This is a genomic window from Aquimarina sp. EL_43, assembly GCF_943422735.1.
GTDB classification, from domain to species: domain Bacteria; phylum Bacteroidota; class Bacteroidia; order Flavobacteriales; family Flavobacteriaceae; genus Aquimarina; species Aquimarina megaterium.
This window is the reverse complement of record NZ_CALSBR010000001.1, coordinates 128,582-141,731: the sequence shown is the minus strand read 5'-3', so window position 1 is coordinate 141,731 and position 13,150 is coordinate 128,582. Positions and strand designations below refer to the sequence as shown.

Annotated in this window: 7 protein-coding genes and 1 tRNA gene; 3 read left to right on the top strand and 5 right to left on the bottom strand. The window is 33.9% G+C overall.

What is annotated here, in order from left to right; translation table 11 throughout:
* Positions 1-5 precede the first annotated feature (5 nt).
* The 3 genes from NNL09_RS00670 to NNL09_RS00660 form a co-directional block, all read right to left on the bottom strand.
* Positions 6-980: a hypothetical protein gene (locus NNL09_RS00670; protein WP_196910618.1), complete on the bottom strand. Its 975-nt coding sequence runs from the start codon at positions 978-980 to the stop codon at positions 6-8.
* A gap of 558 nt (positions 981-1,538) precedes the next feature.
* Entirely contained in the window at positions 1,539-4,544 is a 3,006-nt protein-coding gene (locus NNL09_RS00665; RefSeq protein ID WP_196910617.1) for a GEVED domain-containing protein, read from the bottom strand.
* Positions 4,545-5,262: 718 nt separating this feature from the next.
* Complete coding sequence (locus NNL09_RS00660) at positions 5,263-6,858, bottom strand: lytic polysaccharide monooxygenase (RefSeq protein ID WP_196910616.1); 1,596 nt, start codon at positions 6,856-6,858, stop codon at positions 5,263-5,265.
* Between the two features lie 415 nt (positions 6,859-7,273).
* Here NNL09_RS00660 and NNL09_RS00655 point away from each other — a divergent pair, with 415 nt between their 5' ends.
* Both NNL09_RS00655 and NNL09_RS00650 read left to right on the top strand, forming a co-directional pair.
* The gene (locus NNL09_RS00655) at positions 7,274-7,849 is read left to right on the top strand and encodes a glycoside hydrolase family 9 protein (RefSeq protein ID WP_196910615.1); all 576 of its coding nucleotides are present in this window, start codon (positions 7,274-7,276) and stop codon (positions 7,847-7,849) included.
* Positions 7,850-7,977: 128 nt separating this feature from the next.
* Entirely contained in the window at positions 7,978-10,095 is a 2,118-nt protein-coding gene (locus tag NNL09_RS00650; protein WP_196910614.1) for a cellulase family glycosylhydrolase, read from the top strand.
* A gap of 544 nt (positions 10,096-10,639) precedes the next feature.
* On the opposite strand, the gene NNL09_RS00645 is transcribed toward NNL09_RS00650, so the two are convergent.
* Both NNL09_RS00645 and NNL09_RS00640 read right to left on the bottom strand, forming a co-directional pair.
* Positions 10,640-10,713 (bottom strand) — tRNA-Arg (locus NNL09_RS00645).
* Between the two features lie 175 nt (positions 10,714-10,888).
* Entirely contained in the window at positions 10,889-12,226 is a 1,338-nt protein-coding gene (locus tag NNL09_RS00640) for an SPFH domain-containing protein (protein ID WP_025666654.1), read from the bottom strand.
* A 382-nt stretch (positions 12,227-12,608) separates the two neighbouring features.
* Here NNL09_RS00640 and NNL09_RS00635 point away from each other — a divergent pair, with 382 nt between their 5' ends.
* Positions 12,609-13,121 carry an adenine phosphoribosyltransferase gene (locus NNL09_RS00635; protein WP_025666655.1) on the top strand — a complete coding sequence of 171 codons (513 nt, stop codon included), beginning with the start codon at positions 12,609-12,611 and terminating at the stop codon, positions 13,119-13,121.
* The last annotated feature ends 29 nt before the right edge of the window (positions 13,122-13,150 follow it).

The window sequence follows — 13,150 nt, the reverse complement described above, 5'->3', positions numbered from 1 at the left end:
CCAGTTTAATTGGTTTTAAGCAATTTTTGAGCTTCCACAACTTTACTTTCAATTGCATCTAATGACATAAGTTCAGTAGTCTTAGAGTAAATATCGTGGAATCTATCTTTACTAGCCCTAACATCATGGTCATTCTGAGGTTCTTTAAGTTTTATTGATACGTATGGATTTTCTTTTTTTGTTATTAGATTAGATGGTAACATTGATATATATCGATCTTCCGTTTTATCATATATTATTGCAAAAGGAACTGGAGGTCTGGCATCATCATCATAGTTTTTTGATAAATAAAAATATGTTTGCATATTCCGAGCATCTTCTCTTCGGTTTGCAATTTTTCGTTTTAATTCTTTGATTATTTTTAATAAAGAAGAAAGTTCATCTGAATGAGATTGAGGTGTTTCAATTATTTTTTCATCAATAATTATTATTCTCTTAATTATTACTCCTTTTTTAGCAGCATCGAGATTAGAAGTTACAAAATCAGTTGCACCATATCTATCTTCGGACCAAAAATCTAAATTAGAAAGAGTTATGTATTCATCATCTTTATTTAATAAGCCAATTATATTACCAAAAACATTCCTCAAATATTCATATGTTTTGAGTGCATTCAAGTTCCATTCTCCACCTTTTATTTTATTAGCCTTACTCAATTCAATCTTTAGTCTCCAATTAATCAATAATAATGGGAAGTAAGCATTTTTCTTGTCAAAAGACCTGACTAAACTCTCAATTTCATGTAATGTATTCCTAATTTCATAAGTGAATTTGTTTTTAATATTTTTTTGTCTAATTGTTTCAATAATCACATACAGAATAACTGTAATAATCACACTTACTAGTAGAAAGATATAGTGATTACTTTTAAAATAATTTCCAGTTTCATAATACAACCAGATAATTTCAAGGACAGCGTTTAAAATCCCCCAAAAAGCAAGGATGTTAATCCATTTTATGTTTTTTATTAAAAATTTCATTTCACTCCAGATATTTAAATATTGATCTTATTTTAAGTGTAAAGGAGAAAAAATGCTCTTTAATCATGATGTTAAACATTTAATCTTCAATTATAATTTCGAGCACTTTCACGTTTTGTGTTTTCACCATTGGTCGATAATAATTATATAAAGTATCATTATATTTTTTTTCTAATACACATTTTTATTATTATTTACGTGGGATATTTTAAGTGTTTAAAAAATTAGGAAGGGGGGTAAATTACCATCTAAAATTGTAAATGATAACTATGTTAAAAATAAAAAACCTCATATCAGTATCCATATAGAATTCTGATTAAGAGGTAATTTTGTTTGAAAATACAAAAAAGACAGGAGTGTATTATAAATTTAATTTTTCATTAACATTTTAAAATGATTTGATTTGAATAACGAGAACTTTAGGATTGATTACAACCTTTCCTGACAAAGCTCCGCTTTGAGAATCACAAAAAACTACCTGAAAAATGAATTAAAGTTTGAAGATACTTTTTATAAATTTTCAGGTAGTTATTATCGTAAAAAAACAAGCTTATTTGGTTATTTCTTTATGAATCTTTTGGTTACCGCCAGTCCGTTTTCAACGAATCGTACAAAGTACATTCCTGAAGTAAACTTAGATACATCTATGGATAAAGAATCAATTTCCGGATTAATCTCTTTTACAATTGTACCAGTAGAAGAGAATATGGTGATTCTTTCAAATCTACCTTTTAAAATCTTTATGTTAAGTTGAGCATTTACAGGGTTAGGATGTAATTTAATATTGTTAAGAGAGTTTTCTGTAAACGTTCTTAATAGATCTCCACTATTCTGCTCATTCGAGCGGTTCCCCAGGTTGACCGTATAGTCTTCTACTTCTCCATACGTGAAGGTTTCACATGAAGTGGGAATAGCGTTATATTTCATAGACACTCTCATTCTTACTGAAGTTTGAGCCGTTCCACTTGGTACCGTAAATGATCCAGTATTGTTAGTATCGGTCGAAGCTGCTTTGGACCATACCAATTCTCCAGAGTCTGTAAAGTCACCATTGTTGTTATAATCAATCCAAACAGCATATCCTTCAGCGTATGTAGTTCCTGTCCAGGTTGGAGTTACAGTGATATCATAACTTTGTCCTTCTTTTAAGGTTGTAGAAACCGATGTAAAATCAGAATAAAACTGAGCTCCCGAAGAATTATCAATCGTATTAACCTGTACTTTACCAATATATTCATCATTTACATTGGTACTTGCAGAATCACAATAGGTTACCCCTCCTGTGGTCCCTTGTTCCAGATTGATCGTATAGTCTTCTACTTCTCCATACGTAAAGGTTTCACATGAAGTAGGAATAGCGTTATATTTCATAGACACTCTCATTCTTACTGAAGTTTGAGCCGTTCCACTTGGTATCGTAAATGATCCAGTATTGTTAGTATCGGTCGAAGCTGCTTTAGACCATACCAATTCTCCAGAGTCTGTAAAGTCCCCATTGTTATTATAATCAATCCAAACAGCATACCCTTCAGCGTAAGTAGTTCCTGTCCAGGTTGGGGTTACAGTGATATCATAACTTTGTCCTTCTTTTAAGGTTGTAGAAACCGATGTAAAATCAGAATAAAACTGAGCTCCCGAAGAATTATCAATGGTATTAACCTGTACTTTACCAATATATTCATCATTTACATTAGTACTTGCAGAGTCACAATAAGTTACTCCACTTCCTTCTAAGGTAGTGAAAGAAACGGTAGCACTTCCAGAGATATTTCCTGCTGCATCTTGTGCTGTTACTGATGCATTATAATTGGTCAATGGAGATAGACCAGTAACATTAAAAGTAGGACTTGCAGAAGTTCCTACTGAATTACCACCTATAGAAATGTTGTATTGAGTAACACCAACATTATCTGTAGAAGCTGTCCAATTCAGAGTTGCTCCGCTTGAAGTGATATTGCTAGCTGTCAAATTGCTTGGATTCGTTGGCGCTTGCGTATCAGCAGGTCCTGATTGTATTTGGAATTTTCCAACAACTCCTTTTCTACCATTTTTCATGTATTCGGTTATAAACCAAAATGAAGAATTATCAGATGGATCAACATCTATTTTACTGTAATCTCCATAGCGTAAACTAGGAATATTACCATTTCCGTTAGAAATTAATTGTTCTGTTCCTGTCATCACACCGAGAGGATCCGAACTTAATCTTCCGGTATAATATGAACTTACCCTAACAGTTGATGAGGTACTCGGACCAGACATAGATGTATATCCCATACCTATATTACCTTGTGCATCCATTGCCATACTAGCGTTCCAGGCGTGTCTTCCATCAGGAGCAGTATAGGTGCCTTCCTGGTGTAAAGACCATGGTTGATTATCTCCACTTTGACGGAATTCATACCAGCGTACTCCGGCAAGCTTACCAGATCCACCATCGGTATCTACTACAAAATTGAATATAGCAGAATTATAAGTAGCAAATTTTCTGAATTGCGCCTGATTCATAATCGTTGCTTGTAATGCATCAATAGTATCGCCTCCTCCAGGTTGAGGTAAGTTAGAAAAACTTCCTCCATCAAATACACCAATAAAAGGAGTTGTGTTAATCTGCTGTGGATTGGATATAGTAGAATTATTTGAATTGTTCCAATCTACATTAACAGTCCATAATTTGACATGATCGGTAGAAACTCCTGACCAGGCATTATCCTGCATATATACAATGGTAGCACCGCCAGCTGCTGGTAAATTAGCATCAGTTACGTTTAACGCCTGTGGGCTGTAAAAACCACTAGTAACAATTCCCGGAAGATTGAAACCTACTATTTGTGCATTAGAATCACCTGTTAACATTTTAGATCTCTCTAATGCCCATATTTTGTTATTACTACTAGTATTATCCGTAATATAATATCCATCACTCCATATTGATAATTTTTGGTAGTCACTAATTGATGATATATTGTATACATACCACCCGGCATTTACTGGATCAGGCCCATCAGATATAGCTACCTGTGCTCCGGATCCCAAAAATGACAATACCCACCTATCGGCGGCATTATCATAAGAAACGGTAAGGTCACAGCATCCTCCGGATGGAAAAATTGCAGGGTTAGGAGCTGTCTGCCCCACTAATTGATTACCTGCTTTATCATAAATCATAAACCCTGTGTTGTAAACAACAAACACATGATTTGGCCCAACAGCTAATGATGGATCTGTTGGTTGAGAATTAGATGAATAGGTATCAAATACAAGACTTGGAGCAGCTAGACTCATACTTGCCGATTTCTGATGCCTGTTTTTTACATAATAATCATTAGTAGTTTGTGGATCTTTACCGGATACAACCATGTTTCCTAATGATCTTTTGTCTTTTGCTTCCTTAAAAGAATTATCAGGAGGTAGGAGATCTTGAGGTCTGGAAGACATTGGAGAAACATACTCTACCGAGGATATTTTTCCGTGATAAAAAGCTTTGTTTTCATTTTGTTGCCCATAGGTCATCATAGAGAAGACCAACAGCAAAGCTAGTGTTGCTAAATTAGTTGATTTCATTTGTGTTGATATATTAAAGTTAGTATTCTAAATTAAACAAATGTGATAAACTACTCGTTATCAAGTAGTTGATTTTTTAATGTTTTTTTGTTAGAATTAAAATATTAAAATACTGATAATCAGTATATTACTGTCGATAAGAATAAAACAGTATTAATTTTGTGGTTATCACACATGGTCAAAAACGGCAATTTATATGTGTGTAAACTGTTAATTATTAAATAATTAAAAGAAAATTATGCTAAAAATGAAGTTACTTTTGTTTTGGAGCTTTCTCCTAGTGACCTCGGCAGGATTGATTATAACCTTTCCTGGCAAAGCTCCGTTTTGAGAATCACAAAAAGAATCACTTGGCTTTGTTTCAAAAAAGAAACAACCAAAACCATCCCAAAACCCAAAAAAATTATCTCGATCAACAGTGGTGATTTTGTTATCTTCTTTTTTATCAATTTTGATAATAGAATTATCAGTACGATTTTAAGTGATTTATGAAATCTTAAAATTTATTTCTTCGGGATACAAAACTCCCATAACAATCGAAATAGAATTTTATAAACTTAAAAATGTAGCATATATCTTCGAAAATTGCTCGACTTTTTCTTGCAGGTTCAATAAAAAGAGGTTGTCCAAAGACAAGACAACCTCTTTTGTTAAAAGAAAGGAACAGAATAACTCTGATCATCTTTCTAAAATCGTTTGAATTATTTTAATCAGGATCTTACTTTATAATTAATTTTTGAGAACTACTTACACCGGAAGGGTTTAAAATTCTCACCATATATAATCCTGATTTAATTCCTGAAATATCAATAGTCATATTCATTGTATTTTCCATTATCGTCAGGGATTTTACTTCTTTTCCGGTAAGATCGTAAATAGTAATTACATTGCCTTTTAGATTTGTTTTATTTCGTATTGAAATATTTGTAATTGCAGGGTTCGGGAACATAGCAAAAGAAAGTTCTTTAGTCTTTTTTGTTCTGGTTGTTATAGCCCCACAATCAGGCGTTGTTGACGAACTGTTGAAATAGATAGTATGCGCATCGTCTTTGGAAACCATTGCAAAGTTTCCTTGGTCAATCGTTACATAATAATCTCCATCTAAACCGGGAATACCTGTTCCTGTTAACGAAATTTCCGGATTAGGCCCATTAAAGTTTTGCGTAGCATTTGAAAAATTCATGTACCATGGAGCCGAATTTAAATTGAAAGAAAATAGGTATAAACCATTATTAGCTAAATCCCAATTTATGGTAAACATAGTAATACTATCTAGATTAGGACCATTATCTCCTAATACGTGGACATTTGTATATGTTTGGATTAAAGAAGGTAATGCCGTTGCAATAGGAGTATCAAGAGGACAAATAGGTTCTACACAATCTGGTTCTTCTAATAAGCTAATTGTTTCGACTATACCACTACTGAACTCTCCATCACTTACGGTTAATGTAACCGTTGCGTTATTCATATTAGAATAGCTATGAGAAACTGTAGGACCTTGAGCAGTATTACCATCGCCAAAGTCCCAGGTATAGGTAAGTTCGTCTCCATCAGGATCATAAGAATCAGATGCGTCAAAAGTAACATTAGGACCACCACATCTACCATTATTGCTTTTAAACGAAGGCACGGGAGGTTTATTTGGCCCACCTCCAAAATCAACATCACTTGTTGAGTAAAAAGCTTCTCCAGTAAGTGATCGCTGCCAGATACTATAAATAACATGCTTACCTGTTCTTTCTGGTAATGTAACATCTATATTATCAATTGAAGAAGCAGGTCTTGGTCCGGTACGTACAAGACGCTCCAGACTGTCCCAGGTAAGTGGTTGATCTGGTGTCCAATCTGCTTTTGTTATATACACATCAAAGTATAATGTTTGATGCGGAGCCGAATTAGTCCAGGTTACTGTAAATGGACCAGGAGTAACAGAGGTAGATACCCAATCGTTTCTTACCTGATCCAATCCTCCATATTTATCTGGCCGTCCAGCACTGGCCAGGTTACCATCCGGAATAATTTCTTGATGCATACCATGTGCATCCATTCTTGCAACCTCATTCCAATCGTAGAAAGCTTGTGTTCCGTGAGAGAGAACTGCTGCGATACAAGCTGGTGAATCGGGACTCTCGGGATCTTCTTGATAACAAATCCAAACTCGGCTGGGAGGACTTGTTACTGTACCATGTGTGAAAATGGACTGAAAAGGTGAGAATAATAAGATTATACAGAGTAAAATCTGTAATGACCAATCTTTTAAACGGGGATTTATCCCCGTAAAAATCTCGTTTTTACGGTTATAATTCTTCATGTTAAAAATAAATTTAAGTTAGTTAATAATGCTATTAAGCTAATGCTAATTGTGCGTATATTAACTAGTTAGCCTCTGTATTTGCTAAATTTTAACACAGTTTGTATCAAAAAAAGCAATTTTTTACGGCTAAAACTCAAATGAAGTAAGGCACACTAGTACGATAGAAGTAGGATTGAATATGGATTGATGATTTAAAAACAAAAAGGAAATAAAAATTTCGATCACTTCTATGTCAATAATAGTGTAAATGGTATGGTAAAAAAGTATAATGTTTGCGGGAAAAAGGTGTCTATAAATGCTTGATTAACAGCTTGTTTGTATATAAGACAGTAAGCGAAATCGTTTTTGTTGTTTATTTCAAAAACGACTGAGTTTACCATAAGGTTTATACCAACTTAAAAATACGAATCTCATGAAAAAAATTAGGAAGCTTATTGCAATAGCTTTGTGGTGCTTTTGGTGTACACATTGTATTGCGCAGTTTAATTATGGAGAAGCATTACAAAAATCGCTTTTCTTTTATAAAGCACAACAATCAGGAGCGATACCCGATTGGAATAGGGTAAACTGGAGGGGAAACTTTGCATTGAACGATGGTTCGGATGTAGGTGTTGATCTTACAGGAGGATGGTATGATGCCGGCGATCACGTAAAATTTGGTTTTCCAATGGCTTATTCGGCTACAGTTTTATCCTGGGGAGCGCTAGAATATAAAGATGATGCAGAAAGACATTTTGATTACTGGACTACAGGGGTTAGTGGAGAAAAAATTACTTATAGCCCTGGAGGACAAGCACATTTAACAAATTGGGGGTCTTTAAGACATAGTGCTAATACCGCTTTTCTTGAATTTGTTTATAGTGATAAAATAGCTACACCCAAAGCGAGTACGTATAATAATTTTGCGGTAGATCAAATCAATTACATTTTAGAAATTTTAGACTTTGCCTCTAATCAGGTAATAAGAAGTAAAGTTGTGATTAAATGATGAGTTGAATTCATCTAATTTAATGTAAACGTATAGCAAACTGCCAAAAATCGAAGTTCAATCTTAGTATTCGGCTTCGTTTTGAATGGCAGTAATAGTATTATAATTTATAATCTTCATAACACGTCATGAAAAACATAATTAAACAAATAAAACGAGTATTGGTTACACTATTAATTTTTGGTGCAACTTTAAGTTCTATAGCCCAACAACAAAATTGGCTTTCTGTATCGGGAAATAAATTATTTGATTCTGAAGGAAAAGAAGTACGGTTAACAGGTGTTAACTGGTTTGGTTTTGAAACTTCTTTATATAGTCCTCATGGGATTTGGACCAGAGATATGAAAAGTGTACTTCGGCAAATAAAAGATTTAGGGTTTAATACGATCAGAGTACCTTGGTGCAACGAGATGCTTAATCCCGGATCTACGATCAATATCAATTCATTTGGAACCGATCCATATACAGGAATTTCTCCTATGAATGAAGAAGAATCAAAATTAACGACACCTATAGAACTAATGGATGCTATGGTACAATGGTGTCAGGATAATGATATCAAAATAGTTTTGGATAATCATTCAAGGGCAGCAGATGGTTTTCTTAACGAAGCTCTTTGGTATACAAATGTGTATTCTGAGAATCGTTGGATTAATGATTGGATTTTTATAGCAGAAAGATATAAAGATTTTTCAGCTGTTGTTGCTATGGATTTAAATAATGAACCTCATGGATCTACCTGGGGGAACAGTAATCCGGCAACAGATTGGAATAAAGCTGCAGAACGATGCGGAAATGCTATCTTAGAGGTTAACCCAAATGTATTGATTATTGTAGAAGGAGTTGGAGAATTTGAAGGAAATTCTTACTGGTGGGGCGGCCAGTTGATGGGAGCCAGAAAATATCCAATTCAGCTTTCTAATCAAAATAAACTAATGTATTCTGCTCATGAGTATGGCCCAGAAGTGTTTAATCAAGATTGGTTTGGAGCAGCTAATTTTCCTCAAAATATGCCTGGAATATGGCAGGAAAATTTTCATTACCTGTATGAAGAAGAAATTTCTCCCATATTTGCTGGAGAGTTTGGAATCAGAAACCAAGGAGCTTTTGGAGGAGCTGCCTATACCTGGTTTACAGAGTGGATGAATTTTATGGGAGATATTTATTCCTGGACTTTCTGGACGATGAATCCTAACTCAGGGGATACAGGTGGGATTTTGAAAGATGATTGGTTTTCAGTGAACCAATGGAAGATGGACGTCCTACGACCTCATTTTGCACCATTAATCCCAAATATTGTGGGAGAGAATTTGCCGCCAACAGCTAGATTTACAAATGACGTGTCTTCTGGAGATGCGCCACTAACAGTTCAGTTTGATGCATCCGATTCTTCAGACCCTGAAAATGATCCACTATCGTATTCCTGGGATTTTGGAGACGGAACCACAGCTACAGGGATCGCCACATCGCATACTTTTACTAATGTAGATACTTATTCTGTAACGTTAACTGTTTCGGATACTGCTGGTAATAATAGTATATCAACCGGTATTATTATTGTTACTGAACCAGGAAACGGTGATCTTTGTGATTTTGGAACACCATTAGCAAACCCATTACCTAGTATTACGAATGCAACGTACACCAAGGTTCATATATTAGGAACCAATGGTCCTGACCTAAGCAATATGGCCAGTTTTAGCGTAAATTGGGACCTGCCTAATAATGGCTTATGGCAGTTGTCTATGAATACTACAAACGGGATTCCTAATTGGTGGAATGATTTAAAAAGTAAAATAACAAGCCAAAACTTAAACACTTCAAGCCCTTCAATTACCTTGTCTGACACAGGTTTTCCTAATCTGGATGATTCATATTATGTAACTTTGGATGACCAGAACTTTGTTCTTGTTTCTAAAAGTAGAAACGTTACTATATATTTTAGTAATAGTGATGTAGCACCCATTTGTAAAGAAGAAGTCAATGAAAAAAAAGTACTTAATCAGTTAGAAGTCTATATTTTCCCTAATCCGGTCTTAGACAAAATTATGATTCAGGTACAACCCTCTATGAATGGTTTACCGATCCATATTGTAGATGTTAAAGGAAAAGTTATAAAAAACGGTACTTTAAATCCCATTTTTGGTATGACGACGATAGACATTTCTGAATGCATCCCTGGGTTGTATTTTATGAAAATTCCTTATGAAAAAGGAATAATTACTAAGCAAATTATTAAGAAATAGTACGCTATATAAAATTAATACAATGTATTATTTAGCATGTTAAATCTATAGTTCTATTTAAATCTAGGTATTAGATAAAACTAATGAAAAAAGTGCTAATAGAGTTAGTTAATGCGTAGTGTTTGTTAATCAATGCACAAAGACTGCCTGAGAAATATTTTTTTTGGTGGTCTTTATTTATAATATAATAAGAGTAAGTTATTTTTTTAATTATGGAGATTTGAATTCTCAGATTCATAATTAAAAGGACTGTGATAAGATCACTTAATAATGACAATAAGAGAACTATTTATGTAGGAGGCTCTAAAGAATTTGAATATTTGAAATCAGATCTGAAACTCACTTTGTAATTCACATTTTTTGTGATTCATTCGTGACCTCGGCAGGATTATTTAATAATGATCCTAATTAAAACTCACGGTTGCAAATAAGAAACCACGAGTTGTTACTCTAGTTCTTTATTTTATTCCAAAACTTCAAACTACGTTTGGTTTTTCCATAAAATAAAAAACCACGTCTTTTGGACGTGGTTTCTTGCTTGTTGTGACCTCGGCAGGATTCAAACCTGCAACCTCTTGAGCCGTAATCAAGTGCACTATTCAGTTATGCTACGAGGCCTTTTTGCGGGTGCAAATATAGTTGTTTTTTATATTGCTGGCAAAATTTATATAGACTTTTTCGCAAACAGAAAAAAGCTACTCGACAGGTTTTAGATAAATAAGATCTAAAAACAAGATTCGAGTAGCTTGATAGTATGTGTGTTAAAACACAGTTATGCTATATGCAAGTTAATTTATTGACTTTTTCTGGTCATCATTTTTTTTGCAAGATCTGCACCAATTAGTGATTGTAATAAATTTCCATTAGCATCTTGTTTGCCACCATCCTGTATATAAATCTCTGGTAGTTTTAGTTCTTTAAGCTCTCTGGCTATATTTACAGAAGTCTTATATTCCCACTCGGCACGTTCTTGTGGAGTAAGACCTGCACTTACCAGTTTAGCATTTTCATAAGACTGTGCATCTGCCATGGTTTTTTGTGTTTTGGCTTTAAACTGGGCAACTTCATAATTCTTACGCTCTTCGATAAGATTAAATTCTGCTACTTTGGCCTTTGTTTCGGCTTCGATAGTTTTTTGAATTTGCTCTTTTTCTAGTCGGGCACGTTCTGTTGCTTTCTCAGCTTCACCCTTTGCTGTTTCTTTTTGAGCACGATAGAATTCACGCTCTGCTTGTTGTTTTTCTAATTGTGTTTGTGCTACCTCTTCTTTTTGTAATTGTAATCGTTTATCAAAGGTGCTTTCCCAATCAATTTCGGTAACCACAGCTTGTACCACGGTAAGACCATAAGCTTTTAAAGAGTTTCCTTTTTCTCGTACAGGCTCTCCATTTACGTATTTGATCTTAAAACGTTTTTGTTTAGATTCTTTATTTACGATAGTTCTCACTACACTGCTATCGCCAATCAATTCTCTGTTTTCGTTGGCTATGTATTCTTCTAGTACATACATGCCGTTTTCTAACTGATCTTTAAAATATCGATCAAAATCAGAAGCTTGTCCAGAGATATAATCCTGAGCATCCATTAATTTACATGTATTCTTAATAGATTGATCTATATTAGGGATGATACGTGATCGAATAAGGTTTTTTTCGGTTTTATTACGGTCTGCAACAGATAAGAATTGTGATTCATCTGTAGTATTAATACTAATTACTACCGAAGTTGCAATTCTTGCTTTTACAGCATCGCTAAATGCCCAGTATTTTGCCACATCAACATTGGCATATTTACTTTGTTCTCCGAGCTCACCACTATCTTTATTTGGAATTACATATTTGATAGGAAGTTCGAATTGTATAGGGATCAAACGTCCCCACATTTTGGTATTGATACCTTGATGTACAACAGCTTTTTGGGTACCCCAAGGATATTGTACTGCATAGGCAGTACCAGGTTCTGCATAAAAAAACATACCAGAGATCACACTTAGCACAAAACCGAATCCAATTAATTTAAAATTACGCGACTTGGTGAACCAATTTATAATTTTTGAATTTGAAAAAAGAGGTTTGATTATGAGCATTATGATTCCTGTAAGAATCATCACGATTCCTATAAATGTTAGCATATTAAATGGTTTTAGAAATGATTAATTGATTTAATTTTTAGGTACAGAAGAAAGTAGTTTTGTTTACATGATTTCTAGATTTTTATAGTTAAAATTAATGGTATTTCTATATTGTCTTTTTAATATATCTGAAAGAAAATTATGGGCAAAATATTTTTATTGAAATCTGTGAAAGTGATTATGATTTTGTAACTAAAAAAAACGATAACTGTTTTAGGGTGTAATCACATTTGCTTGATATTGGTTGATAAATGTAATTAAAAAATGCTTTTATTGTTATAAAATGAAACTTTTGTAGAGCGATTTTGCATCGTATTTTCGTTTTGTAGGCGATTTTCATCTTTTTTTAGCCTCTTTTTTTTATTTTCATTATTTTCGGCCAATGAATTTACAAGATTATATCAGGGATATTTCTGACTTTCCCAAACCTGGAATTTTATTTAAAGACATTACTCCTTTATTAGCAAATCACAAAGCTTTGGTAAGTTGCGCAGATCAATTAGTTGGTTTATGTCCAGACGGTATTAAGATTGATAAGGTAATTGGTATAGAAGCCAGAGGATTTATTATTGGAAGTATGATTGCAGAACGTTTACAAGCAGGATTTATACCTGTTCGAAAAAAAGGAAAGTTGCCCTATGATGTAAAATCAAAGAGTTACGGCTTAGAATATGGAGAAGATACATTAGAAATCCATATCGATGCTATCAAAGCCGGGGAACATGTGTTGATTCATGATGATGTACTGGCTACCGGAGGAACTGCTAAAGCTGTATGTGATCTGGTTAAAGAACTGGGTGGAGTAGTAGTACAATGCAATTTTATTATGGAGCTGGAATTTCTTAACGGAAAAGATAAACTAGATGTTCCCAGATCTGCTCTTTTAAAATATTAATGATAAAAAAAAGCCTTCAAAAAAGATGA

What these genes read in the sequence shown, in the direction of transcription:
- NNL09_RS00670 (WP_196910618.1), bottom strand. Translation starts at nt 980, where the DNA reads ATGAAATTTTTAATAAAAAACATAAAATGGATTAACATCCTTGCTTTT.
- NNL09_RS00665 (WP_196910617.1), bottom strand. Translation starts at nt 4,544, where the DNA reads ATGAAATCAACTAATTTAGCAACACTAGCTTTGCTGTTGGTCTTCTCT.
- NNL09_RS00660 (WP_196910616.1), bottom strand. Translation starts at nt 6,858, where the DNA reads ATGAAGAATTATAACCGTAAAAACGAGATTTTTACGGGGATAAATCCC.
- NNL09_RS00655 (WP_196910615.1), top strand. Translation starts at nt 7,274, where the DNA reads ATGAAAAAAATTAGGAAGCTTATTGCAATAGCTTTGTGGTGCTTTTGG.
- NNL09_RS00650 (WP_196910614.1), top strand. Translation starts at nt 7,978, where the DNA reads ATGAAAAACATAATTAAACAAATAAAACGAGTATTGGTTACACTATTA.
- NNL09_RS00640 (WP_025666654.1), bottom strand. Translation starts at nt 12,226, where the DNA reads ATGCTAACATTTATAGGAATCGTGATGATTCTTACAGGAATCATAATG.
- NNL09_RS00635 (WP_025666655.1), top strand. Translation starts at nt 12,609, where the DNA reads ATGAATTTACAAGATTATATCAGGGATATTTCTGACTTTCCCAAACCT.